This window comes from Mesorhizobium sp. M1A.F.Ca.IN.020.04.1.1, assembly GCF_003997315.1.
GTDB lineage: Bacteria > Pseudomonadota > Alphaproteobacteria > Rhizobiales > Rhizobiaceae > Mesorhizobium.
Window position 1 is genome coordinate 1 of sequence record NZ_RZSN01000084.1, and the last position, 24,780, is coordinate 24,780.

Below are 24,780 nucleotides of genomic sequence, written 5' to 3' on the forward strand. Positions count from 1 at the left end.
GTCCTGATATAGGCGGAAGCGGGAACCGTCAGCGCGCGCGACAAAGGCCCGCTGACATGTGGGTCGACGGGCACCGAGGCGCCGGTCGCCAGCCAGTCGGCATGCACCTCCGCACCCTCCATCGACGCGATCGAGGCGCGCATGGTCGCCGCGCGCATCCCGCCAATGAGGTCATCGATCGATAGATCGGCAACGCGCGCCCCTGCCCGCTCCATCTGGCTGGTGCACGCCTCAAAGGCCGCGGCGACGTCGGCTTGCGTGTCATCAAAGAGCCGGCCGCGCGGAACGCCGATGCGCAGACCGGCGAGCGGGATCGGTTGAAGCGCCATCGGCTCCTCCCCCGCCATGATCGCGTCGGCAACCGCGCAATCACCGACGCTGCGGGCGAGCGGCCCGATCGAATCCAGTGTCGCCGACAAAGGAAAGGCGCCGTCCAAAGGCACGCGCCGGGCCGTCGGCTTGAAGCCGACGACGCCGTTGAGCGAGGCCGGAATGCGCACCGAGCCGCCCGTGTCCGAGCCGATCGAGACCTGGCTGCTGCCTTCGCCCACCGCAACGCCGGCTCCGGATGAAGAACCGCCCGGGATCAGGCTGGCATCCGCCGCATTGCCCGATGTGCCGTAGTGCAGGTTGTCGCCGATCGCGGTGAAGGCGAATTCGGTCATGTTGGTCTTGCCGAGGATCACCGCGCCCGCCTGGCGCAGCCGGCGCACGATCGCCGCGTCCTGCGCGGCGGGCTGAGCACCGGCGAGCATCCGCGAGCCTGCCCGGGTCGGCTCGCCGGCGACATCGAACAGATCCTTGATCGACACCACCACGCCATCGAGCGGCCCGAGGCAGACGCCGGCTCTTTGCCGCGCGTCGGCTGCATCCGCTGCGGCGAGCGCCGCTTGGGTATAGAGCTTGACGTAGACCTTTTCGTCAGCCGCGCGATTGGCAAGACGTGACAGGATGATTTCGAGACGGTCGCGCGCGGATTGCATGTCGATGTCGGACTCCGCAAGGATGCAACGTCTTTTAAGGCAGCCGATTTGGCTAGCGGATGGATAACCCGGCAAGGGTGCCTTTGCACCTGCCAGCGATAGGAAAGAGACTGATGCTGTACAAAGGCAGTTGCCACTGCGGCAAGGTGGCTTTCGAGGTCGCAGGCGAGCTCGGCGGCGCCGTGCGCTGCAACTGCTCGATCTGCGCGCGCAAGGGGGCGCTGCTTTGGGCCGTGCCGCACGCCAGCATGCGCCTGGTTGCCTGGGGCGACGACCTCGGCAAATACACCTTCGGCAAGGGCTTGATCGCGCATCGCTTCTGCCGGACTTGCGGCATCCATCCCTTCGCCGAGGATGTCAGTCAAGGCAGCGAGCGCAGCGCCTACATCAACATCAATTGCCTCGACGGCATCGATCACGCCGCCATCGAGGTATTCGAGTTCGACGGCCGCTCGGCTTAGCCCAGACTGCATCGCCCTGCCGACAAGCCGGCCGTACCGACTGGCTTGTCGGCGTCCAAGGTTATTCAGCCTGTTTCGGCCCGACGGCGAAAGTCACCAGCGCTGCGAGCAGCGTTGCCATGGCACCGTAGCCGAATGCGCTGGCGACGCCGGCATGGTCGACCAGCAGGCCGCCGAAGACTGCGCCCAGCGCGATCGCCACCTGGAACGTCGCGACCATCAGGCCGCCGGCGCTCTCGGCCTGGTCGGGAGCGGCGCGCACCAGCCAAGTCTGCAGCCCGACCGGCACCGCGCCGAAGGCAAAGCCCCATGCCGCAACTGCGATTGCCGCAATCACCGGTGAAGTGCCGACGGTGAGCATGGCAAGCGCCGACAGCGCGATCAGCAGCGGCGCCAATCCGACCGCAAGCTTCAGATTGCGCTCGGCCAGGAAGGCGCCGGCGAAATTGCCGAAGAAGCCGCCGATGCCATAGGCGAGCAGAACCAGCGAGATGGTCTCGATCGGCATGACCGGCACCGTCTCCAGGAATGGCCGCACATAGGTGAAGCCGGCAAACTGTCCCGAGGCGACGAGCAGCACGACCAGCAGGGCGATGCGGATCGTCCGCCGCTTCAATACCTCGATCAGCGTGCGAAAGCTCGCCACGGCCGTCGGCGGCAGGCTGGGGATGGTGGCAAGCTGTACAAGCAGCGTCAGCGCGCCGACGACCGCCGCGATCATGAAGGCCGTACGCCAGCCCCAGATGTCGCCGACATAGGCGCCGACCGGCGCCGCGGTGACGGTCGCCACCGATACGCCGGTCAGGATGATCGACATTGCGCGCGGCATCAGCCGCATCGGCACCAGTCGCATCGCCATGGCGGCCGACATCGACCAGAAGCCGCCGAGCGCGACGCCCAGCACCACGCGGGCCAGAAGCAGCATTGTGAGCGAGGAGGCGAAGGCGGCAAGCAGGTTGGAGACGATCAGAAGCAAGGTGAGCAGCCACATGACCAGCCTGCGGTCCAGCCGCTTGGTGACGATGGCCATCGTGGGTGCTGCGATCGCGCCGACGACGGCCGTCGCCGTCACGGCCTGGCCGGCGGCGCCTTCGCTGACGCCGAGATTCTGCGCCAGCCGCGTCAGCAGGCTAGCGGGCAGAAATTCGGCGGTCACCAAGCCAAACACGCCGAGCGCCAGCGAGACCACCGCGCCCCATACAGGCTCGCTTCGCTCCTCGGCTTCGGTTCTATCGAGAACAGCGGCATCGATGACGCCTGTGGCGGGTTCGGTCATGGGAAATCTCCGATCTGTTTTGCGGCGCCATTTGGAAGACCGCCAGTTCGGGATCCACCCGTTACAGGCCTGGCGCGACGCTGCAGTGCAACATAGGGAGTGACCGGCTGGAGTTTCCATGCTAGAAACGCCGGAATGAATTACAATTCGTCCAAAACCACATTCCCGGCGTCCGGCGATCCGCTGACCGACATGCTGCGCGGATTGCGGCTCGACGGCGTCGACTATGGCCGCTGCGTGCTGGGCGAACCGTGGGCCGTTTCCTTCCCCGCGCAGAAGGCGGCGCGGTTCCATTTCATCGGCCAACAGGGCTGCTGGCTGTTCTCACCGGCCAAGGAATGGATCGAGCTCTCTGTCGGCGACGCGCTCTTGATCCCGCGTGGCGATGAGCATGTGCTGGCGAGCGCGCCGGGCGTTCCGCCCGTGCCGATCGGCCGCTATACGATCGAGCCGGTCTGCGAGAACATCTATGACGTCTCCAACGGCTGCGACGGCTGCAAGACCTTGCTGTTTTGCGGCAGCATGCATTTCAATCTCGACGGCTCGCATCCGCTGCTCGACATGATGCCCGACCTGATGCAGGCGCATAAGCTGATGGCGAACGCGCCGGGCATCCAGCATCTGCTCGATGCGATGGCTGGCGAGGTGACGATGGACCGGGTCGGCTCGGGCGGCATTCTCGCCCGCCTGGCTGACGTGCTCGCCGCCACAATCATCCGCTCCTGGGTAGAGAACGGCTGCGGCGACGCGACCGGATGGATCGCCGCGGTGCGCAATCCTGACGTCGGCAAGGTGCTCGCCGCTATTCATCTGCAGCCCGACCGGGATTGGACGGTCGGGGCCCTGGCCCGATTGATGGGCGCGTCTCGCTCCGCCTTCGCGCAGCGCTTCGCCACCGTGGTCGGCGAGACGCCGGCCAAATATGTGCTGCGCGTGCGCATGCATCAGGCGCGGCAATGGCTCGCCCGCGACGGCATGCGGGTGTCTGTCGTGGCGGCGAAACTGGGCTACGATTCGGAAGCTTCCTTCAGCCGCGCCTTCAAGCGGGTGATGGGTGTCGCGCCGAGCCATCTGCGCAATGGCGGCGGCGAGCAATCCTGACAGCCGGCGTTCAGGACGCTACCACGCTGGAGGAATTGCCAAGTCTTTTGGACGACGCGTCATTCTTCACCGACAGGGATTGCCTAAGCTGAGCCGAGGAGGAACCGCTCATGGCTAATCAACTCGCAGCGCTTGCGCTCGCCGCGCTCACCATCTCTCCGGGGCAGGCATTCGGCCTTGAAGACAGCTATCTGACGGCCGACAAGATCCCTTATGTCGTCGAAGCGCCGGACCAGCCGCAGCGCCTCGGCCCGCTATGGGGCTCGCGGACCGAGGGCGCGGCCGGCACGCTGCTCAAAGTTCCCGGGAACTGGCGCGCACCGGTCCACGCGCACACCGCCGACTATCGCGCCGTGGTCATCAAGGGGCTCTGGGCGCATTGGCAGATCCAGGGCGGCGAGGCGACCAGGGTCGAGTTGCCGCCGGGCTCCTACTGGACCCAGAAAGCCAACGAGATGCATGACGATGCCTGCCTGTCCGACACCGAATGCGTGATCCTGCTGATCAACGACACGCCCTACGAGACCTATCTGCCGAAGTAAGTGCAGGCCGACAGCAATCGGCCGATCCGCCCGCTATCCGGCGTGCCGCAGGCTCACCCCGCTGCCCTTATCGAACAGCACCACCTTGTCCGCGTTCCAGGCAAAGCGGACCGGCTGCTCGATCTCGACGGCGGTTCTCGCCGGCACGGTGGCTCTCAGCATCGTGTCGCCGACCCTCAGCGTCACGATCTTCTCGACGCCGTGGTTCTCGACATCGTGGACCTTAGCCTCGACCGGCGCGCCGCCTTCCAGATAGACGTCCTCCGGACGGATGCCGAAGACGAGCGGGCGACCGCCGGTCGCGCCCCCCGTCTTTAGCCCCCAAGAAGCCCTGGCCCCCCCGCCAACCGGCAATTCGAAACTCATCGGCGCCATCACCGCGCGGTCGTCGACCAGCGTGCCGTCGATGAGGTTCATCGGCGGCGAGCCGACGAAGCTTGCGACATAGGTATCGCGGGGATTGTTGTAGATCTCCTGCGGCGTGCCGGTCTGAACGATGCGGCCATGGTTCAGCACGCCGACCTTGTCGCCCATCGACATCGCTTCGATCTGGTCGTGGGTGACGAACAGGAAGGTGGCACCGAGCTGCATCTGCAGGTTCTTCAACTCCGTGCGCAGCGCCTCGCGTAGCTTGGCGTCGAGCGCCGACAGCGGCTCGTCCATCAGGAACACGCGTGGTTTGCGCACGATCGCGCGGCCGATCGAGACGCGCTGCATCTCGCCACCGGAGAGCCGGTCGGTCTTGCGGTCGAGCAGATGCTCGATGCGCAGCGTGCGGGCGGCGCGCGCGACGCGGTCCTTGATCTCGGCATCCGGCAGCCGGCGAATCTTTGGCCTCAGCGGAAACTCGAGATTCTGCCGCACCGTGTAGCGCGGATAGAGCGAATATTGCTGCAGCACCAAGGCCACGTCGCGCTCGGCCGCGCTCCAGTCGGCGACGTCGACGCCGTCGATGAAGACCTGGCCCTCGGTCGGTTTCTCGAGGCCGGCGATCATCCGGAGCGTCGTCGTCTTGCCGGCGCCGGTTTCGCCCAAAAGCACGAAGAACTCGCCATCGGCGATATTGAGGTTGAGACCCGTCAGCGCGGTATGGCCGCCGAACTTCTTGGTGATGTTCTTCAGTTCGATATGGGCCATTACAGCCTTACTCCCAGCGACTTGCCGCTTGCCGTGTCGAAGAAATGCGCCTGTTCCGGGTCGATGCGGGCATGAACCTTCTCGCCCGGACCCGACACGTAGCCTGCCTTGGTGCGGGCGCGCAGCATCTTGGAGCCGACCTTGAGGTCGACAATGTCGAAGGAGCCGAGCGGCTCGATGATCTGCGCTTCGACCGGCACGTAGCCGGGAGCGGCATCATGCCGGACGAGCACGCCTTCCGGACGGATGCCGAGCGTCAAGCCACCATTGGAATGCCCGTTCAGCCTGGAGAGGAGCTCGCGCGGGAACTCGAAACCTGCCGGCGCACCACCGACGGTGACGGAGGCGGCGCCGGCCTGATCGGCGACGCTCGCCTCGGCGATGTTCATCACCGGGCTGCCGACGAATTGCGCCACGAACAGGTTTGCCGGGTGCGAGTAGACCTCGTCCGGCGTGCCGACCTGCTGGATGAAGCCCTCATGCATGATGACGATGCGGTCGGCCAGACTCATCGCCTCGATCTGATCATGGGTGACATAGATCGTGGTCGATCCCTGCTTGATGTGCAGCCGCTTGATCTCGGCCCGCATTTCCTCGCGCAGCTTGGCGTCCAGCGCGCCGATCGGCTCATCCATCAGCATCGCCTTCGGCCGCCGCACCAGCGCGCGGCCTATCGCCACGCGTTGCATGTCGCCGCCCGAAAGCGCAGACGGCCTCTTGTCGAGCAGGTCGGTGATCCGCAACACCCGTGCGATCTCGCGCACCGAGGTGTCGACCTCACCGCTGCTCATGCGCGTGGCCCGCAACGGAAAGGCGATGTTCTCGAACACCGTCATATGCGGATAGAGCGAGAAGGACTGGAACACCATGGCGATGTCGCGGTCGGCGGCTTTCAGATGCTGCACCGCCTTGCCGTCGATCAGGATGTCGCCCTTATCGATCGTCTCGAGCCCGGCAATCGCGCGCAGCGTCGTCGTCTTGCCGCAGCCCGACTGTCCAAGCAGCACGATGAACTCGTTGTCGGCGATGGCGAGGTTCAGATTATGGATGACCTGGACCGCACCGAAGAATTTCTCGATGCCGCGAAGTTCGATCTGTGTCACTGCCCGGCCCCCTCATGCGTCACGGCGCCGGTTTCCTCTCTCTGCTCCGGTGCGATTTTCGACGTGATGTTGAAGCCGATCAGCCCGATCAGGATGATCGTCACCCCGTAGGAATGCAGGCTGAGGCTCCATGGCTGGCAGAGCGCGACGATGCCGAGCACCATGAGGATCTGCGATGCCGGCAAAAGGTACTTCTCGTTGACGGCGCGAAAACTCATTTGCGGATCGCTCCGAAAGTCACGCCGCGAAGCAGGTGGTTGCGCAGCAGGAAGGTGAAGATCGCAACCGGCAGCAGGAACAGGAACGTGCCCGCCGCGATCGTGGTCCAGTCCGGCAGGCCGGAGCCGATCTGCGACGGGATGAAGGGCGGCGCCGTCTGGGCGCGCCGGTTGGTCATGATCAGCGCGAAAGCGTACTCGTTCCAGGCGGTGATGAAGCAGAACACGGCGGTGGCGGCGATGCCGGTTGCGGCCTCGGGCAGAACGATCTTGAAGAAGGCCTGCATGCGCGTATAGCCGTCGACAAGTGCTGCCTCCTCATACTCTTTCGGGATCTCATCCATGAAGCCCTTCATCAGCCAGACCGAGAAGGACAGGTTGAAGGCGACGTAGAGGATGATCAGGCCGATATGGGAGTCGTTGAGGCCAACTGCCCGGTACATCAGGAACATCGGGATGGCGACGACCACCGGCGGCAGCATGCGCGTCGACAGGATGAAGAACAGAAGGTCCGCCTCGCCGGCGATCTTGAAACGCGAGAAGCCGTAGGCGGTGAAGGTTCCCATGCCGACGGCGAGAACGGTGCTGACCACCGCCACGATCAGGCTGTTCATGAACCGGTCGGGATATTGCGAAAGCTGCACGTCCTTGCCGACCTTCAGTACCCGCTCGCCGCCGTCGTAGATGCGCTTTTCCCACCAGGGCGCGGCTTCGTAGACTTGCGGGTCGACGGTCTTCTGCATCTGCACGCGCTTGGTGAAGAGCCGCACGAACGGCGTCACCTCGGGCTCGAACAGCACGGTTGGCGGCACGCTGACGGCGAGCTCCTTCGGCTTGAATGCCGTCGAGGCGATCCAATAGATCGGTGCGAGGAAGACCAGCGTGGCGATCAGCACCGCGGCGATGGCGACACGGTTGAGCGCGACCTCGGAAGAAGTGCGGACGGCGGCCATCTCAGCGCTCCTTCACCTTGTTGAGATACTTTACGTAGAGGTTGGTGATGGCCAGCACCATGATCAGCACGATGTAGGCGAGCGCGCAGGATTTGCCGGTATCCCACTGCTGGAAGGCCTGCTTGTAGAGCCGGATCGCGATCAGCTCGGCGGTCGGCTGAGTCGTCATCGTGTAGGCGATGTCGAAGGTCTTGAAGGCTTCCATGGTGCGGAAGATCAGCGCGATCAAAAGGATCGGCGAGACCAGCGGCAACGTGATGCGGGTGAAGGTGTACCACCAGCTGGCGCGGTCGATCGCGGCGGCTTCGTAGAGGTGCTGCGGCACCGCCGACAGGCCGGCGAGCGACAGCAGCATGACGAAGGGCGACCACATCCAGATGTCGGTGATCGCGACCGCGTAGAGGGCGCTGTCGGGATTGGAGAGCCAGGCGAAGTCGCCGAGGCCGAAGACATAGTTGATCGGTCCCCAGGACGGGCTGTAGAGCAGCTGCCAGAACAGGCCGACGACCGCCGCCGACATCATCATCGGCAGCAACAGCAAGGTCGTGATCAGGCCCTTCATCGGAAAGCTGCGGTTGAGCAGAAGCGCGAGGCCGAAGCCTACGATCATCTGCCCGGCCACCGACACGATCACATATTTCGCGGTGATGACGAAGTTCGACCAGATGTGATCGTCGCTGAGCAGCTCGCGGTAATTCTGCAGGCCGACGAATTGCCAGGGCTCGCTGCGGTTCGCGGCGAAGTTGGTGAAGGAATAGCCGAGCGAATAGATCAGCGGAAAAATGTTGAAGACGATCAGGAAAACCAGCGTCGGGATGATAAACATGTTGCGGATGGTCAGATCCGACCAGCCTCGCGCGGCGGCCCTGGATGCTGGATCAAGATTGGTAAGGGCTACCGAAGCCAACGGGTCGTTCTCCCTGAAAACAGGAATGCCGGAGGGGAAACCCTCCTCCGGCATTCTGACTGTGACGCCTACTTGTAGCGGTTGTATTTGGTGAACGTCGCCTTCCAGTCGGCGGCGGTCTTGTCGAGCGCTTCCTGGGCGGTGCCCTTGCCGCCGACCACGAACGGATAGATATTCTGGTTCAGCTGATCGAGCACTTCGGCATATTCAGGCGTTGCCCAGAAGTCCTTGACCATGAACATCGTGTCGTAGAAGGCCTTGTTATACGGCGTAGCGTTCTGGAAGGCCTCCGACTTCAGCACGGCCTGGCTGCAGGTATAGCCGCCGAGCTCGGCCCACTTCTTCTGGGTCTCGTCCTTGATGAACCACTCAAGGAATTTCATCGCCTCGTCCTTGTTCTTCGAGTACGAGACGACGGAGATGCCCTGGCCGCCGAGAGCGGCGAAGCGCTTGCCGTCCGGACCGGCCGGGTTGGCGAAGAAGCCGGTCACGTCGGCATAGGGGTTGGTGGCTTTGTTCACCAGCGGCGGGAAGAAGGCGAAGAAGTTCATGCTCATCGCGGCGAGCCCGCCGGTGATGGCTTGGTTGTCCTCCACGAAGAACGTCTTGCCCCAGCCGGGAGGCGTGAACTTGTAGAGTTCCTTGTACATTTCGAGGCCGGCGACGGCCTCCTTGGAATTGGTGATGCCGTCGACCTTGTAGGTCGCGTAGTCGCCGAGATCGCCGCCATAGCTGAAGATCGCGCTTTCGACGCCCATCGCCATCGCGTCATACGAGTTGTCGGTGTAGATCGCGACGCCGTAGCGCTTCTGGTCCGGACGATGGAAGAACTCGGCGATGTCGCGCAGCTGCGCATAAGTCTTCGGAACATCGAGGTCGTAGCCGTACTTCGCCTTGAAGGCTTCCTTCTCCTTCGGGTCCTCGAACCAGTCCTTGCGGTAAGACCAGCCGATCGCATCGCCTTCCAGCGGGATCGCCCAGTACTTGCCGGAACCGCCCGGGTACTCGGCATAATATTTGATGGTCGCGGGCGCCATCACATCGCCAAGCTTATGCTTGTTGAAGAAGTCGGTCAGATCCACATAGTGGCCCTGCGTCGAGCCGGCGCCCAGCCATTGCGAGTCGCCGACCACCATGTCGTAGGCGTCGCCATGCGCGTTGAACTCGGTGAAGGCCTTGGTCTGGAAATCAGGCCACGGCGTGGTCTGCACCGTGACTTTCACGCCCGTCTCGGCCGTGTAGTCGTTGACGAGTTCCTGCAGATAGTTCGCCGGATCCCATTCCGCCCAGAAGATGGTGAGTTCCTTGTCTTGCGCGCGGACGGATGTCCCGCAGGCAAGCGCCAGCCCGATACCAGCGATCACGCTGGTCACTATCTTGCGCATAGTTTTCCTCCCTTGTGCGCCTTCTACCTTGTCATGCGGGCCGGCATAGCGGTCGGCCCTGGCAGTTCCTCCCGTGACGGCATTTCCGGTTTCGGGCCTCCTCGCCCGACCAGAAAAATCGATCGCAACCTCCACCTTCGCTCCGCTTTACGCGTCCTGATCTGGTATTACCAATTCAAGAGGGACGTCAAGTTCTTTCTTGTGCAGTCCAAAACGGTTCCACAAGCCGCTCAAAGCGACATCCCTCTGTTTTCTATAATTTTTCGTACTCCTTGATATGCGGAGACCTTGTCTCCTGCGATGTATTGCAGTCATTGTTGTTGACATCCTCTCCAATCTGGTCGAACCAGATTCAGGACATGTCTATTTCAGCTGGTGCCGAACCTCCAGTCGCCTTCGCTCCTGATTCCGCTACCGCCGCGCGCACCAGCGCGCCCGCCGCCCACTCGGCGACCGCCATCATGTCACGGCTGTCCAGCCCCCAAATATCCTTCAGCACGATCAGCACCTCGACACCGAACATCATCGACAGCGCCTGGGCAAGACGCTTGAACTGGCGCGGCTTGAGCTGACCCTTGAGCGGAGCGATCGCGTCCTTCAGGAGGTCGATCCGATGGCCGCGCTTGAAAGCCGGTTCGGCGCCTAGCGTGCCAGCCTGCCGTCTCGCCCACTGGTCGAGCGAAAGCTTGAGCGCCGCCTTGAACGTCGCCTCGAAAGCCTCGATGCGCGGCATGGCGGAGGCGAAGAGTTCGGCGACCCGCTGTTCCGGATCTTTCGAATTCGATTTCCAGGTCAGGATCGGTCCGAGCCCCTCGTCGACGACCGCCTGCACCAGCGCGGCCTGGCTCGGAAAGTAGCGATAGGCGGTCGCGCGCGACACTTCCGCAGCCTCTGCAACCTCGCTGACCGAAGGCGTCACGCCGGACTGCATCAGCCGCGTCGCCGTTTCCAGCATCAGCCGCCTGGTACGGGCGCGAGCCCCCTTCCCGGCTCTTAGCTGCTCGGCGTCATCGGAAGCGGCTTGTTGACGTGAGACATCCATATCAATACGATACGCGCGTCTCAAAAAATTGCAATGGCCGGACCAAGCGCCGGGCCCGAAGCGGCAGGCCGCACCGCCGAGCAGGCCGGCTAACAGAGGAGACGACGGGGAAAGGCGAATGAAGCGTATCTATGTGGTCGGCACCGCCGACACAAAGGGTGAGGAGCTTGCCTTCCTGGCCGACGCCGTCGCCGCCGGCGGCGGCTCGGTCGTCCGCGTCGACATCGGCACACGCGGCGCGACCGTCCCCGTGGATGTCGCGGCAAGCGAGGTCGCCGCGCATCATCCCGATGGAGCCGGCGCCGTGCTCGGCACTGACGACCGCGGACTCGCCGTTGCCGGCATGGGTGTCGCCTTTATCCGCTTCATCCAATCGCGCGACGACGTCGCCGGCGTGATCGGCATTGGCGGCGGCGGCGGCACATCGATTGTCACCGCCGGCATGCGCGCCCTACCGCTCGGTCTACCGAAGATCGTGGTCTCGACGCTGGCCTCCGGCGATACCGCGCCTTACGTCGATGTCTCCGACATCGTCATGATGCCGTCGGTAACCGACATGGCCGGCCTCAATCGTCTGTCGCGCGTCGTCCTGCACAACGCCGCCCAGGCGATCGCCGGCATGGCGGCGAGGCCGGCCCCGTCAACTGCCGGCAAGCCGGCGCTCGGCTTGACCATGTTTGGCGTCACCACGCCCTGTGTCACGGCAATCGTCGAGCACTTGCGCGCCGACTATGACTGCATGGTCTTCCATGCGACCGGCACAGGTGGCCGCTCGATGGAGAAGCTTGCCGATAGCGGCCTGCTCGCCGGCGTCCTTGATATCACCACAACCGAGGTCTGCGATCTGCTGTTCGACGGCGTGCTGCCGGCGACGGAGGATCGCTTCGGCGCCATTGCTCGCACGAAACTGCCCTATGTCGGCTCGGTCGGCGCGCTCGACATGGTGAACTTCTGGGCGCCGCCGACTATCCCCGACAAATATCGCGGGCGGCTGTTCTATGAGCATAATCCGAATGTCACGCTGATGCGCACTACCGCCGAGGAGAGCCGCCGGATCGGCGAATGGATCGGCGGCCGCCTCGCCCGTTGCGACGGCCCGGTGCGCTTCCTGATCCCGGAAAAAGGCGTGTCGGCGCTCGATGTCGAAGGCGGCGCCTTCTTCAATCCGCAAGCCGATGCGGCGCTGTTCGAGGCCATCGAGCACACCATCAAGCCGACCGGGAACCGTATCGTGACGCGCCTGCCGCTGCACATCAACGATCCTGCATTCGCCAAGGCCGCGGCCGAGGCTTTCCTCGACATCGCCAAGAAGTGAGATCCGACAAACATGGCCGCCATCCCGCGCAAAACCATACTGGAAAGGTTCCGCAAGATGATCGCCGATGGCGTTCCGATCGTCGGCGGCGGGGCCGGTACCGGCCTGTCGGCCAAGGCCGAGGAAGCCGGCGGCATCGATCTCATCATCATCTACAATTCCGGCCGTTACCGCATGGCCGGGCGCGGCTCGGCCGCCGGCCTGCTCGCCTATGGCAATGCCAACGAGATCGTCAAGGAAATGGCCTATGAGGTGCTGCCGGTGGTAAAGAAGACGCCGGTGCTGGCCGGCGTCAACGGAACCGACCCCTTCGTCATCATGCCGCTGTTTCTCGCCGAACTGAAGACGATGGGCTTTTCCGGCGTGCAGAATTTTCCGACCGTCGGCCTCTTCGACGGCACCATGCGGCAGAGTTTCGAGGAGACCGGCATGGGTTTTGGCCTCGAGGTCGACATGATCGCCGAGGCGCACAAGCTCGACCTGCTCACCACGCCTTACGTCTTCAACCCCGACGAGGCCCGCGCCATGACCAAGGCGGGCGCCGACGTGGTCGTAGCCCATATGGGCGTGACCACAGGCGGCTCGATCGGCGCGACCTCGGCGAAGTCGCTGGATGCCTGCGTCGAGGAGATCGACGCCATTGCCGACGCCGCGCGCTCGGTGCGCAAGGACGTCATCCTGCTTTGCCATGGCGGGCCGATCTCCATGCCCCATGATGCGCGCTACATCCTCGAGCGCTGCGAAGGACTGCACGGCTTCTACGGCGCAAGCTCGATGGAACGGCTGCCGGCCGAGGCGGCGATCGCCAGGCAGACGGCGGATTTCAAGGCAGCGGCAATCGGCAAAGCGAAAATGCCAGCAACTAGCAAGGGATGAGGCAATGGCCGACAAGAGCAAGGTGTTCGTTTATCCGAAGGAGGTCAGCGCCTTCGGCTTCGACTGGGGCAAGCTGGCCCTCACGGTCGCGCCGGAAGTGAACGGCGCGGAGCGCTTCTCCGGCGGCGTCGTCGACCTGCCGCCCGGCAAGGGGCACACCCGCCACAACCACCCAGGCGCGGAGGAGATCATCTTCGTGATTTCCGGCCATGGCGAACAGATGGTCGAGGACGAGAAGGGCAATCCGGTGGTCGCCAAGGTCGGTCCCGGCTGCACCGTCTATGTGCCGGAAAGCCGCTTCCACTCGACGCTCAACACGGGCGATCAGCCGATGCAGCTTTTCGTCGTCTATTCGCCGGCCGGCCCCGAGCTAGCGCTGCGTGACCTGCCGGATTTCAAGCTGCTGCCGCGAGAGGCAAGCAATTGATGGCAAATCGCTTGCGGGCGTTATTCGCCCACCGGTTTGCTTCGCAATCACCTCTCCAGGTATGTACGGGGGCCCAGCGAACAGGTGTGCGGAGACATCGCGAACAGTCTCGTGCGAGTTGACGCGAATAGCACCTCCAGGCTAAGCCCAGAATGCATCCCAGGCGTAGAGGTCGTAGAAGTGTTCCCGGCCATCGACTACCTTGCCGGCCCTGATGTCGAAGACGATGCAACAGAGCACATCAAGCTGTTTGCCGTTGCGTTCCCCGGTATTGCGATGGACGCCGACCACACGTCCGTCCTCACTTTCCATGACATGCAGAAGATTCGCCCTGAAGGTGCCAAGGGTTTGCCCGCCATAACGGCCGAACTGGGCAAAAGTCGCCTCACGGCCTTTGTAGTCCCCGGCGATCGGATTCCTTCCCGGGCTATGCCACGTGCATTTCTCGTCGATGATTTGCGCAAGCGTGTCCATGTCTCCGGAGTTGAAGGCGGCGTAACCCCGCCGAATGAGCTCGGAGTTCTGATTTCTTGATGTTACGTCTGCCATAACTTCCTCCTGCTACCGGCCCGACGTAATCGGTCTGGTAGGAGGCGCCGGGCCACAACTCAAGTCAGCAAGATACACCCAGGACGGCGGGCGCGCACGACGAAGCTTGTTTCCCATCAATCCGCAGAAGCCGCCCCGAGGTTTGAACTCGGTCATTCGGAGTGATTGGTTTCCCGAGCGCGCTCTAGGCGACCCCGCCCCTGTTCCACCCACGCCCGCGATCGCCGAACATCGCATAGCCTGTGTCGGTCACCGCCACGGTATCCTCGAGCTTGATGAAGCCTTGCGTCGGGTGGAGCATGGTGGTCTCGACCGAAAGCACCATGTTCTTTTCCAGCGGCTTGGCCGCACAGGTGCCTTCATAGGTGACCGGATGGTTGGTCATCAAAAACGGCGCTTCATGCGTGATCAGCCCCATACCGTGGGCGAAGAAATCCGTATAGGCCGCGACCTTGGAAGCCTTCAGCACGCTCTCGGCATGCGCGATCATGTCGCCGCCGAGTGTGCCGGCTTTGACCTTGGAGAACGCGGCCTGCTGAACCGACTCGACTTCGGACAGCAGATCCTCGAGCTCGGCATCCGGCTCGCCAAGAATACCCATGCGGCAGAGGTCGCCGATATAGCCGTGATAGTTGCCGCCGGAATCGATCGACAGCACCTCGCCCTGCTTCCACGCCTGGCTCGACGCAGCACGGTTGTGGCTGGCACCCAGTGTCAGCAGACAATATTCGAAATGCGCGCCGCGATTGGTCTCCTCGCGCCGTAACTGCTCGATGATGTCGGTCTTGGTCGTGCCCTCGCGCGCCCAGGCGATCGTCGCCAGCATCGAATCGGTGATTAGTTCCGAGGCGGTGCGCAGCTTCTCCAGTTCGGCCTCGGTCTTGATGGCGCGCATGCGCTCCAACATGCCGGTGGCATCGATCAGCTTCGCGTCCGGCAGTGCCTTGCGGATCAGCGAGTAAGCGTCCGACGGCAGGAAAGCAGGCTCGATGCCTATGCGAGCAGCTTGCTTGCCGATCTTCTGCAGATGCTCGACGGCAAGGTTGGCGGCGTCGAGCGTGCCCCAGCAGGCCGCATGCAATGTCGGTGTCCAGAACGGATGGTTCTCGTGCTCGCCGCCTTCCATCTTGTTGCCGATATAGGCCGCATGCTCCGGCCCGCCTTTTTCATAAAGGACGATCGGCAGGTAGCGGCTATGGCCGATGGCGTCCATCGCCGCGAAAAAGATGAACTTGTAGCCGCCGAGCAGATATTGCGTGTTGTGCTTGGAGGTGGCGAAAAGCACATCGATGCCGGCCTCCTCCATCAGCCGGTCCACCCGAGCCTGGTCGAACGGGATGCCGCTGGCCTCGGTTTTGCCCGGAGCGATGTTCATCTTTCCCTCCCTGATTTCCTCGGCCGCTCAAGCAGTCAAACATGATGAAACTGCCGTTTGCGGCCAAATCTGCACCATCTTGACCGTTTTGGTCCAGCCAGAATTGACAGCATCCGGCTGATCCCGCCCTCTCCTACTTGGCTTGAGGCCGCGTACGGCTTAGTCTGGTCCTACCAGATAGCCGCGACCGCAGCCCGAATATAACTGGTCCAGCGGACGAAAATTTCAGAGCCAAGCCAGCATGCGCCAAATCCGTCTCTGGCGAAACCTTTGCCAAGGGCCATAATCCCGCTGATTTTGAGGTTGCCCGCGCCGGTCGCGGGTGAAGAGGGGAGCTTGAGGATGTCCGGATTGCCGATTTCACGCCGCGGCCTGCTGGCCGGCTCGGCACTGCTTCTGGCCTCGACCGCCTTGCCGGCCATCGGCCGGGCGCAGACGCCGAAGAAGGGTGGCAGGTTGATCGTGGCCGCCGACTCCGAGCCGCGCAACCTCAATCCGGCTATTGTCGCTTCCAACGGCGTCTTCTTCATCTCCAGCAAGGTGGTCGAGACGCTGGCCGAGGCCTCCTTCGACGGCAAGGACGGGCTTCAGCCGCGCCTTGCGCTTTCCTGGGAAGGCTCGGCCGACGGCCGGTCGGTGACCTTCAAGTTGCGCGACGGCGTCAAATGGCATGACGGCAAGCCCTTCACCTCCGCCGACGTCGCCTTCTCCGCGCTGCAGGTCTGGAAGCCTCTGCAGAATCTCGGCCGCACGGTGTTCAAGGACCTTGAAGCCGTCGACACGCCCGACAAGCTGACGGCCGTGTTCAAATTCGCCAAGCCGACGCCGTTCCAGCTGATCCGCAACGCGCTGCCGGCATTGAGCAGCGTCGTGCCGAAGCACGTCTATGAGGTGGGCAAGATCGAGGACAACCCGGCCAACAACGCTCCTGTCGGCACCGGCCCGTTCAAATTCGCCGAATACAAGGCCGGCCAGTACTATCGGCTTGCGCGGAACGATGCCTATTGGGACAAGGACGAGCCCTATCTCGACGAGATCGTCTACCAGGTGCTGCCCGACCGAACCTCTGCGGCTGCGGCGCTCGAGGCGGAAGAAATCCAGCTCGCCGCCTTCTCCGCCGTGCCGCTCGCCGACCTCGACCGCATCTCAAAGGTGCCGGGCCTGAAGGTCATCACCAAGGGCTATGAGGGGCTAACCTACCAGCTCGTCGTCGAGATCAACCATCGCCGCAAGGAACTGGCGGACCTGAAAGTGCGGCAGGCGATCGCGCATGCCATCGACAAGGATTTCGTCGTCAAGACAATTTTCCTCGGCTACGCCGCGACCGCAACCGGTCCGGTGCCGAAGAACGATCCGCAATTCTACACTGCCGACGTCCCGATCTACCCCTTCGACGTCGCCAAGGCCAACGAGCTGCTCGACGAGGCCGGCTACAAACGGGCCGACGACGGCAAGCGCTTTGCACTGAAGCTGCTGCCGGCGCCGTACTTCAATGAGACCAAGCAGTTCGGCGATTACCTGCGCCAGGCGCTGGCCGTAATCGGCATCGACGCCCAAATCGTCAACAACGACTCGGCCGCCCATATGAAGGCGGTCTATACCGACCACGCCTTCGACCTCGCCGTCGGCCCGCCGGTGTTCCGCGGCGACCCGGCGATCTCGACCACCATCCTGGTGCAGAGCGGCATCCCCGACGGCGTGCCCTTCTCCAACCAGGGCGGCTACAAGAACGCCGACCTGGATGCGCTGATCGCCAAAGCGTCAGAGACGCTCGACACATCCGCCCGCACCGAGCTCTACAAGGAATTCCAGAAAATGGTGGCGGCCGACCTGCCGCTGATCAACGTCGCCGAGTGGAGCTTCATTTCCGTCGCCCGCGACACTGTCGGCAACATCGCCAACAACCCGCGCTGGGCGGTATCGAACTGGGCGGACACCTTTTTGGCGGGTTGATCCGCACTTGCGGATTGCCTGCCTGGGTGCTGAGCTTTGAGAATGAGAGTTCCGTCGCGCCCCCCTCTGTCCTGCCGGACGCGGCATCCAAGGGTTGGCCCTGATATGGCGTCGCCATGACCCGAGCCCTCACCCTCCTGCGCCGCCGTCTCGTCGGCAGCGTCTTCGTGCTGCTGATCGTCGTCATCGGCAGCTTCCTGCTGCTCGAAGCTGCCCCCGGCGACGCGGTCGACGCCTATATCGTCTCGACCGGCGGCGACGCCGGCATGATCGAATTGCTGCGCCACCGCTGGGGCCTCGACCAGTCGGAACTGACCCGGCTCGCCAACTATCTCTGGGCGCTCTTGCACCTCGACCTTGGCCAGTCCGTCACCTTCTCGCGGCCGATCCTCGACGTCATCCTCGAACGCCTGCCGACCACACTCATCCTGATGGGCAGCGCCACCGCGCTCTCCTTCGGCCTCGGCTCGGCGCTCGGCATCTATGCCGGTGCGCGTCCCGGCAGTTTTCGCGACCGCTTCCTGTCGATCGGCTCGCTGGCGCTCTACGCCGTGCCGGGGTTCTGGCTCGGCCTTGTCCTGATCGTCGTCTTTGCCGTCGACCTGCGCTGGCTGCCGATCGGCGGCATCGAGACCATCGCATCGGCCAAGACCGGGGTGGCGCGGGCCGGCGACATCGCCACCCATCTTGTGCTGCCGGTCTCGGCGCTCGGCGTCATCTATCTCGCGCTCTATCTGCGCATGATGCGCGCCGGCATGGCGGAAGCCTGGCGGCAGGATTTCGTGCTTGCCGCCCGTGCCAGGGGCTTGCCGCGCCGGCGCATCGTGCTTGCGCATGTCGCCCGCAACGCGCTGCTGCCGCTGGTCACCATGCTCGGCTTGCAATCGGCGCAGATGCTGGGCGGCAGCGTTGTCATCGAAAGCGTCTTTGCCGTCCCCGGCCTCGGCCGGCTGGCGCAGGAAGCCGTCGCCGGACGCGACACGCCGCTGCTGCTCGGCATCATTTTGGTGAGCGCCGTGCTCGTTATCGTCATCAACCTCCTGGTCGATCTCGCCTACGCCTTCCTCGATCCGCGCGTCGGTGCCGGCGAGGCGGTCGCATGAAGAGGCTGCATCGCTTTTTCCAGACGCCGGAAGCGATCGCCGGCGCACTCATCCTCGCCTTGCTCGTCGCGATCGCGCTGGCAGCGCCGCTGCTCTTTCCGGGCGACCCGCAAGCGATCGCCGGCCCGGCCTTGCTGCCGCCGTTGCAAAATTGGTCGCTGCCGCTCGGCACCGACCGGCTCGGCCGCGACGTGCTGGCCGAACTTTTCCACGGCGCGCGCACCTCGCTGGCGGTTGGACTAGCGGCGGCCGCAGCTGCGCTTCTGGTCGGCGCGGTGGTGGGCACGCTGGCCGGTTTCGCCGGGGGCCTGATCGACGAGGTGCTGATGCGCATCACGGACGCCTTCCAGACTGTGCCGAGTTTTTTGCTGGCGCTGGCCTTCGTCAGCATCGTCGGCCCCTCGCTTGGTGTGGTGATCGCGGCCATCGCGCTCGGCGCCTGGACCGGGCCGGCGCGGGTGGCGCGCGCGGAAGTCCTGTCGATCCGCGAGCGCGACTATGTCGCCGGCGCTCGCGTCATCGGCATGCATGCGCTCGAGATTGCCTTTCGCGAGGTGCTCCCCAATGCGCTGCCGCCGGTGCTGGCGCTTTCCTCGGTGATCGTCGCGGCCGCCATCCTCACCGAAGCAGCGCTTTCCTTCCTCGGCCTCGGTGATCCCAACCGCGTCACCTGGGGCGGCATGATCGCCGAAGGCCGCACTGTCTTGCGCACCGCGCCTTTCCTGTCGATCGTTCCCGGTATCGCGCTGGTGCTGACCGTTCTCGGCATTTACCTCGCCGGCGAGGGCGTGGTGGAAAGCACCGCGGTACGCAGGAGCCTGTCGTGACTGCGCTGCTTTCGATCCGCGATCTGACCGTGCGGTATCGGCGCGACGGCGTCGAGGTAACGGCGCTGAAGGGCATCAGCCTTGATGTGGAAGCCGGGGAACGCCTTGCGATCATCGGTGAGAGCGGCTCGGGCAAGAGCACGCTGGCGCTGGCGGTTGCGGGATTGTTGGCGGAAGCGGCCGAGGTTGGAGGTTCGATCGAGTGGCAGAAACCTCGATCGTCTCATTCCCTCACACCCCCCTCCGTCCAGTCGTCCGGCGGGATAGAGGGGGGTGCGCAGGATCGCCAGCCTCCGCATTTTCAGCCCATTGGTGGCCGCGACATCGGCTTCGTCTTCCAGGACCCCTCCTTCAGCCTCGACCCGGTGATGCCGGTCGGCAAGCAAATCGCCGAGGTCGCACGCACGCATCTCAACCTCAACTGGCGCGAGGCCTATGCCAAAGCCAAAACCCTGCTCGAGCGCGTCCGCCTGCCCGACTCCGAAGCCGTCTTGCGCGCCTATCCGCACCAGCTGTCCGGCGGCCAGAAGCAGCGCGTTGCAATCGCAGCGGCCATCGCCGCCGCCCCGAAACTGCTGATTGCCGACGAGGCGACCAGCGCGCTCGACACCATCGTCCAGGCCGAGATCGTTTCCCTGATCCGCGGGTTGGTCAACGAGGACGGCCTGACGCTCGCCTTCATCAGCCACGACATCGCGCTCGCCGCCACGCTCGCCGAACGCATCGCGGTGCTGCGTCATGGCGAGTTGGTCGAATTGGGCGACACGGACCAGATCCTTAACGCGCCGCGCCATGCCTATACGCGCACGCTGCTCGATGCCCATCTCGGTCTCGACGCCAGGCCGCTTCTTGACCGGCAAGGCGCCCCGGCATGACCGTGCTCGCCGTCTCCAATCTCTCCAAGCGCTATCGCCGCGGCGGCAAACCCTTTGCGGCCGTCGACGATGTCTCGTTTGAGATCGGCCCGGCTGAAACGCTGGCCCTCGCCGGTCCGTCCGGCAGTGGCAAGTCGACCGTTGCGCGGCTGGTGCTGCGCCTGCTCGAGCCCGACGCCGGGCGCATCCAATTCGAGGGCACAGACTTCCTTAACTTGTCGGGCGCCGCGTTGCGCGCCCGCCGTGCCCGCCTCCAGATGGTCTTCCAGAATCCGCTCGCCGCCTTTAACCCGCGCTCCACCGTGGCGCGTGCGCTGGACGACCCGTTGCGCATCCACGGCATCGCCTCGCGCTCGGAGCGCCCGCGCCGCATCGCAGCCCTCCTGGAGCGGGTCGGCCTCGATGCCGGCCTTGCCGCGCGCGCGATCCACGAGATTTCCGGCGGCCAGCGCCAGCGGGTAGCGATCGCCCGCGCCATCGCCACCCGACCGTCGCTGATCGTCCTCGACGAGGCGGTCTCGGCGCTCGACGTTTCGGTGCGCGGACAGATCCTGGACTTGCTGCTCGACCTGCAAAGACAGGAACGGATCGCCTATCTCTTCATTTCGCATGATCTCGGCGTAATCCGCGCCCTCGCGCATCGCATCGTTCTCCTCGATGCCGGCCGGGTCGCCGAGAGCGGCGACGCCCGCACCGTCATCGCCAGCCCGCAATCGGCGGTCGGCAAGGCGCTGGTGGCGGCAACCCCGAGGCTGAATAGGATCAAAACACCATGACCGACTCCGACGCAGCCATTGCCGAAAAACTGTCGCGCGAGCTCGACTCCGCCTTTCGCTACCGGGGCGATCTCTATCGCCTCTTCCTCGATGAGTTGACCGCCGAGCTTGGCGCCGAGAAGGCCGAAGCATTAATGATCCGCACCATCGAAAAGCGCGGCCGGGAAGTTGCAGCGGCCGCTTTCGCCGGTTTCGGCCCCAATGATGCGCTGGCGATCGGCGAGGCGTTCCTTTCCGTCAGCCCGGATGGCGGGCGCATGTATCCGACCGACGTCGAGCGCAGGCCGGACCGCATCGCTTTCAAGGTGAAGCGCTGCCCGCTGAAGGATGCCTGGATCGAGGCCGGCGTCGGCGAGGAAAAGCTTGCCACGCTCTGCCGCATCGCCGGCGCCTTCGACCGCGGACTGTTCGAAGCAACCGGCGTGCGCTTCGCCAACGTGACCTGGACGCCGGGCCACGGCTCCGGCTGCTGCCACATCGCGCTGACCAACCGCGACACCTAGCGAGCCGACGATTTGACTTTCGGCCGAAGACGTGCAGTTCCGCGCCGGATTCGTCGCTGGCACCGACGGGAAAGTCGGCGCTCAACGCCTGAGTCGATCGCGCATCGCATACCACAGCATGCCGAGCACATAGAGCGGCCCGCGCAGCGCCGTGCCGCCGGGGAACGGCAGCGGCGTCAGCGTCGAGAACAGGTCGAGCCGCGAGGCGTCGCCGGTGATCGCTTCCGCGAGCAGCTTGCCCGACAGCGTCGACAGGATGACGCCCTTGCCGGAATAGCCATGCGCGAAATAGACCTCGCCATAATGCCCGACATGCGGCAGGCGCGACGTCGTCACAGACACGAGCCCGCCCCAGGCATGGTCGATCCGGCACCCCCTAAGCTGTGGGAAGGTCTTTTCCATATGCGGCCGCACGAAGCCGCCAATGTCGGCGGGGGGCGAGGGCGTATAGCGCTCGCCGCCGCCGAACAGCAGGCGGCCATCCGCGGACATGCGGTAGTAATTGACCACGAAAAGCGTGTCCGAAACCGCGGCGTTGGACGGGATGACGTTGCGCGCGCCCAACGGCTCGGTGGCGACGATGTAGTTGCCGATCGGCATGATGCGGCTGTTGACGCGCGGCTCGAGCCCGTTGAGCAGCGCATCGCCGGCCAGCACCACATGCCTGGCACGGACCGAGCCCTTGTCGGTGAACACCCGGATAAAGGGTTCGCGCTCCAGCCGGACGGCGACCGAGTTCTCGTGGATGGTGACGCCAGCGGCAGAAGCGGCCCCAGCGAGCCCCAGCGTGTAGTTCAGCGGATGCATGTGTCCGCCGAGCGTCTCGAAGGATGCACCGAGATAAGGCGTATCGACCATGCGCCGCGCCTCCGCCGCCGACAGGATCTCGACATGCGGGAAGTCCATCACTTTGGCGAGGCACTCGGCCTCTTCCTCGAATTCGCGCATGTCGGAGCCGTTGACCGCGCCGACCAGATGGCCGGTCAGCCGCAAGTCGCACTCGATGCCGTGGCGCTCGATAATGTCGAGCACCAAGCCTCGCGCCTCGAAGGCGAGGTCGAACAGCGCCTTCGCCCGCTCCGGCCCGAACGCTCTGACCAGCTCCTTGGCGCCCTTGCGCAGACCGGGGATTATCTGGCCGCCATTGCGCCCAGAGGCACCCCAGCCGATCTTGCCGCCTTCGAGCAGCACCACTTTAAGGCCGCGTTCGGCCGCATGGAGCGCCGCCGAAAGCCCGGTGCAGCCGCCACCGACGACCACCAGGTCGGCTTCTGCATCGCCGGTAAGCGCCGGATGGTCCGGCGCCGGATTGGCAGTCGCCACATAATAGGATTTGCCGATATCAAGACCGGAATTGAAACCCGTCGAAGCCATGGTCACACCTTGAGCAGCAGATGGTCGCGTTCCCACGACGTCACCACGGTCTGGAACAGGTCGAGCTCTACGCTTTTCACGCGCAGATAGGTTTGGAAGAAATCCTCCCCGAGCAGCACCCGCACCGGCTCGCAGGCGGCGAAACGGTCGAGCGCTTCCTCCATGGTCTTGGGCAGCGTGCTCTGGCTGCGATAGGCGTTGCCGAAGGCCTCCGGCGAGCGGGCCAGCTTCTCCTCGACGCCGAGATATCCGGCGATGAGCGAGCCGGCCATGGCGAGGTAGGGATTGGCGTCGGCCCCGGGCAGCCGGTTCTCCACCCGCCGCGCGGCGCGCCCGCCCATTGGCACCCGCAAGCCGCAGGAGCGGTTGTCATGCGACCACTCGATATTGGCCGGCGCGCTGTGGCCCGGCCGGATGCGGCGATACGAGTTCACGTTCGGTGCAAACAGCGGCATGATTTCAGGCACGTATTTCTGCAGGCCCCCGATGAAGTGCGCGAACATTTCTGTGTCCTCGCCGTCTTTGCCGGCAAACAGGGGCTCGCCGCCTTCGTCGATGATGGACATGTGAAGATGCATCGAGCTGCCGGCCTGCGCCGCGATCGGCTTCGCCATGAAGGTGGCGTGCATACCGCTCGCTTGCGCCGCCTGCCTGGCCATACGCTTGAACAACAGCACCTTGTCGGCCAGCGCCAGCGGGTCGCCATGGAGGAAGTTGATCTCGAGCTGCGCCGTGCCGGATTCATGGATCAGCGTGTCGAGCGGCAGGCCGGCCGCCGCGGCGTGCTCATAGAGGCGACGCGTCACCGCTTCGAACTCCTCCAGCGCCTGCATGTCATAGGGATGCTGCACGCTTTCCGGCCGTCCATTGCGCCCGACCGGCGCGGTCAGCGGCCGATCCGGATCGGGATTTGGCGCCGTGAGGTAGAATTCGAGCTCCGGCGCCGTCACGGCGTGCCAGCCACGCCGGCGGTAAAGATCGAGCACGGCCCTCAGCACATGGCGCGGCGAAGCCATCGACGGCCGTCCGTCCATGTGAAACGTATCGGCAAAGACATAGGCCTTGCCGACCCTGCCGCCGGGCGCAAGGCTGAGCGTCGACAGGTCGGGCACCATGCGCATGTCGGGGTCCTGATACGCGAACCCTTCATCGATGGAGCCGGAATAGCGGCCGTCGATCGCGACCAGGAAAGCGCTGCTCGGCAGGTAGAGCGCACGGTCCTCGAGCGACTTCAGGAACTTGGCCGCCGGCAAGGCCTTGCCGCGCAGCACACCGTTGACATCGGGCACGAGGCACTCGACCTCGCTTATTCCATGCGTGGTCAGCCAGCTTTGCGGATCGGCGCTGGGAAATGAGGAATTCAGTTTGTCAGGCATCGGTCATGTCCGTACGAAGGAGAAGTCGCTTCGGCGGGCACGTCCGTTTCGGTTTGAGCGCTGAGTAAGCTACGTGATCTGAACGACGGACGCCCGCCTGATGGCCGGCCAACAGGCCGGATCGAGCGCTCCGCATACCCCCTCGGTCCAGCCGTCGCGAACGACGTGGGAACCGACCTTGGTCTCCTCCGCGCGTTGCAGATTCTCGTGCCGGCAACAGCGCATGACTAGTGATGCCCCGCCGAAAGACGGTTTCTTGCGGCCGAAATTGAAAACAGCCGAGAGCTGGAGCGTCTTTTTGCCATTGCGCGGCAAACCTCTTCAAGGAACCTGGCCTATGGTT

Annotated in this window: 25 protein-coding genes; 12 read left to right on the forward strand and 13 right to left on the reverse strand. The window is 64.4% G+C overall.

Annotation, left to right across the window (positions count from 1 at the left end; genetic code table 11):
- The coding region (locus tag EOA49_RS17830; protein WP_127243274.1) for an amidase at positions 1–983 on the reverse strand (983 nt) is incomplete at its 3' end.
- Between the two features lie 113 nt (positions 984–1,096).
- Here EOA49_RS17830 and EOA49_RS17835 point away from each other — a divergent pair.
- Positions 1,097–1,444 carry a GFA family protein gene (locus EOA49_RS17835; protein WP_067318968.1) on the forward strand — a complete coding sequence of 116 codons (348 nt, stop codon included), beginning with the start codon at positions 1,097–1,099 and terminating at the stop codon, positions 1,442–1,444.
- Positions 1,445–1,505: 61 nt separating this feature from the next.
- Here the strand turns inward: EOA49_RS17835 and EOA49_RS17840 are convergent, their stop codons facing one another.
- Positions 1,506–2,720, reverse strand: coding sequence for an MFS transporter (locus tag EOA49_RS17840; protein ID WP_127243275.1), 1,215 nt, complete (start codon positions 2,718–2,720; stop codon positions 1,506–1,508).
- 135 nt (positions 2,721–2,855) lie between these two features.
- Between EOA49_RS17840 and EOA49_RS17845 the strand changes: the two genes are divergently transcribed.
- Together EOA49_RS17845 and EOA49_RS17850 are read left to right on the forward strand one after the other, a co-directional pair.
- Positions 2,856–3,821, forward strand: a complete 966-nt coding sequence (locus EOA49_RS17845) for an AraC family transcriptional regulator (protein ID WP_067318977.1) — start codon at positions 2,856–2,858, stop codon at positions 3,819–3,821.
- Positions 3,822–3,931: 110 nt separating this feature from the next.
- On the forward strand, positions 3,932–4,363 hold the full coding sequence (locus tag EOA49_RS17850) for a DUF4437 domain-containing protein (protein ID WP_095800605.1): 432 nt from the start codon (positions 3,932–3,934) through the stop codon (positions 4,361–4,363).
- Between the two features lie 33 nt (positions 4,364–4,396).
- Here EOA49_RS17850 and EOA49_RS17855 read toward each other — a convergent pair whose 3' ends face one another.
- From EOA49_RS17855 to EOA49_RS17885, 7 genes are all read right to left on the reverse strand, one after another.
- Positions 4,397–5,500: an ABC transporter ATP-binding protein gene (locus tag EOA49_RS17855; protein WP_127243276.1), complete on the reverse strand. Its 1,104-nt coding sequence runs from the start codon at positions 5,498–5,500 to the stop codon at positions 4,397–4,399.
- Positions 5,500–6,603, reverse strand: coding sequence for an ABC transporter ATP-binding protein (locus EOA49_RS17860; RefSeq protein WP_127216769.1), 1,104 nt, complete (start codon positions 6,601–6,603; stop codon positions 5,500–5,502). Before EOA49_RS17860 ends, EOA49_RS17855 begins: the two co-directional genes overlap by 1 nt.
- On the reverse strand, positions 6,600–6,821 hold the full coding sequence (locus EOA49_RS17865) for a hypothetical protein (RefSeq protein WP_066989971.1): 222 nt from the start codon (positions 6,819–6,821) through the stop codon (positions 6,600–6,602). The genes EOA49_RS17860 and EOA49_RS17865 overlap by 4 nt, the downstream gene beginning before the upstream one ends.
- Positions 6,818–7,774, reverse strand: a complete 957-nt coding sequence (locus EOA49_RS17870) for a carbohydrate ABC transporter permease (RefSeq protein WP_066989974.1) — start codon at positions 7,772–7,774, stop codon at positions 6,818–6,820. The genes EOA49_RS17865 and EOA49_RS17870 overlap by 4 nt, the downstream gene beginning before the upstream one ends.
- A 1-nt stretch (position 7,775) precedes the next feature.
- Complete coding sequence (locus EOA49_RS17875) at positions 7,776–8,681, reverse strand: sugar ABC transporter permease (RefSeq protein ID WP_095780122.1); 906 nt, start codon at positions 8,679–8,681, stop codon at positions 7,776–7,778.
- 68 nt (positions 8,682–8,749) lie between these two features.
- Positions 8,750–10,066 (reverse strand): extracellular solute-binding protein, encoded by a 1,317-nt coding sequence (locus EOA49_RS17880; protein WP_066989980.1) that lies wholly within the window; start codon positions 10,064–10,066, stop codon positions 8,750–8,752.
- Between the two features lie 352 nt (positions 10,067–10,418).
- Positions 10,419–11,108 (reverse strand): TetR/AcrR family transcriptional regulator, encoded by a 690-nt coding sequence (locus EOA49_RS17885; protein WP_127243277.1) that lies wholly within the window; start codon positions 11,106–11,108, stop codon positions 10,419–10,421.
- A gap of 118 nt (positions 11,109–11,226) precedes the next feature.
- On the opposite strand from EOA49_RS17885, the gene EOA49_RS17890 reads away from it, so the two are divergent.
- From EOA49_RS17890 to EOA49_RS17900, 3 genes are read left to right on the forward strand one after another with little or no spacing between them, the layout of a single operon-like run.
- On the forward strand, positions 11,227–12,423 hold the full coding sequence (locus EOA49_RS17890) for a Tm-1-like ATP-binding domain-containing protein (protein WP_127241779.1): 1,197 nt from the start codon (positions 11,227–11,229) through the stop codon (positions 12,421–12,423).
- Positions 12,424–12,435: 12 nt separating this feature from the next.
- Positions 12,436–13,299: a phosphoenolpyruvate hydrolase family protein gene (locus tag EOA49_RS17895; protein WP_127241780.1), complete on the forward strand. Its 864-nt coding sequence runs from the start codon at positions 12,436–12,438 to the stop codon at positions 13,297–13,299.
- 4 nt (positions 13,300–13,303) lie between these two features.
- A complete protein-coding gene (locus EOA49_RS17900; RefSeq protein ID WP_067318993.1) occupies positions 13,304–13,726 on the forward strand; it encodes a cupin domain-containing protein in 423 nt (140 codons plus the stop codon).
- 141 nt (positions 13,727–13,867) lie between these two features.
- On the opposite strand, the gene EOA49_RS17905 is transcribed toward EOA49_RS17900, so the two are convergent.
- Together EOA49_RS17905 and EOA49_RS17910 are read right to left on the reverse strand one after the other, a co-directional pair.
- A complete protein-coding gene (locus EOA49_RS17905) occupies positions 13,868–14,275 on the reverse strand; it encodes a nuclear transport factor 2 family protein (protein ID WP_067318995.1) in 408 nt (135 codons plus the stop codon).
- A gap of 184 nt (positions 14,276–14,459) precedes the next feature.
- Complete coding sequence (locus tag EOA49_RS17910; RefSeq protein ID WP_127241781.1) at positions 14,460–15,650, reverse strand: Xaa-Pro peptidase family protein; 1,191 nt, start codon at positions 15,648–15,650, stop codon at positions 14,460–14,462.
- Between the two features lie 342 nt (positions 15,651–15,992).
- Here EOA49_RS17910 and EOA49_RS17915 point away from each other — a divergent pair, with 342 nt between their 5' ends.
- From EOA49_RS17915 to EOA49_RS17940, 6 genes are all read left to right on the forward strand, one after another.
- Complete coding sequence (locus EOA49_RS17915) at positions 15,993–17,603, forward strand: ABC transporter substrate-binding protein (protein ID WP_095823541.1); 1,611 nt, start codon at positions 15,993–15,995, stop codon at positions 17,601–17,603.
- A gap of 116 nt (positions 17,604–17,719) precedes the next feature.
- Positions 17,720–18,706 carry an ABC transporter permease gene (locus EOA49_RS17920; RefSeq protein ID WP_127243278.1) on the forward strand — a complete coding sequence of 329 codons (987 nt, stop codon included), beginning with the start codon at positions 17,720–17,722 and terminating at the stop codon, positions 18,704–18,706.
- Positions 18,703–19,533: an ABC transporter permease gene (locus EOA49_RS17925; protein ID WP_127241438.1), complete on the forward strand. Its 831-nt coding sequence runs from the start codon at positions 18,703–18,705 to the stop codon at positions 19,531–19,533. The genes EOA49_RS17920 and EOA49_RS17925 overlap by 4 nt, the downstream gene beginning before the upstream one ends.
- On the forward strand, positions 19,530–20,408 hold the full coding sequence (locus EOA49_RS17930; protein WP_127217526.1) for an ABC transporter ATP-binding protein: 879 nt from the start codon (positions 19,530–19,532) through the stop codon (positions 20,406–20,408). The genes EOA49_RS17925 and EOA49_RS17930 overlap by 4 nt, the downstream gene beginning before the upstream one ends.
- Positions 20,405–21,184: an ATP-binding cassette domain-containing protein gene (locus EOA49_RS17935; RefSeq protein WP_127241439.1), complete on the forward strand. Its 780-nt coding sequence runs from the start codon at positions 20,405–20,407 to the stop codon at positions 21,182–21,184. Before EOA49_RS17930 ends, EOA49_RS17935 begins: the two co-directional genes overlap by 4 nt.
- Entirely contained in the window at positions 21,181–21,687 is a 507-nt protein-coding gene (locus tag EOA49_RS17940) for an L-2-amino-thiazoline-4-carboxylic acid hydrolase (protein WP_127241440.1), read from the forward strand. Before EOA49_RS17935 ends, EOA49_RS17940 begins: the two co-directional genes overlap by 4 nt.
- An 81-nt stretch (positions 21,688–21,768) precedes the next feature.
- Here the strand turns inward: EOA49_RS17940 and EOA49_RS17945 are convergent, their stop codons facing one another.
- On the reverse strand, positions 21,769–23,061 hold the full coding sequence (locus EOA49_RS17945; RefSeq protein WP_164746883.1) for an FAD-binding oxidoreductase: 1,293 nt from the start codon (positions 23,059–23,061) through the stop codon (positions 21,769–21,771).
- Positions 23,062–23,063: 2 nt separating this feature from the next.
- Complete coding sequence (locus EOA49_RS17950) at positions 23,064–24,437, reverse strand: glutamine synthetase family protein (protein ID WP_127241442.1); 1,374 nt, start codon at positions 24,435–24,437, stop codon at positions 23,064–23,066.
- Between the last annotated feature and the right edge of the window lie 343 nt (positions 24,438–24,780).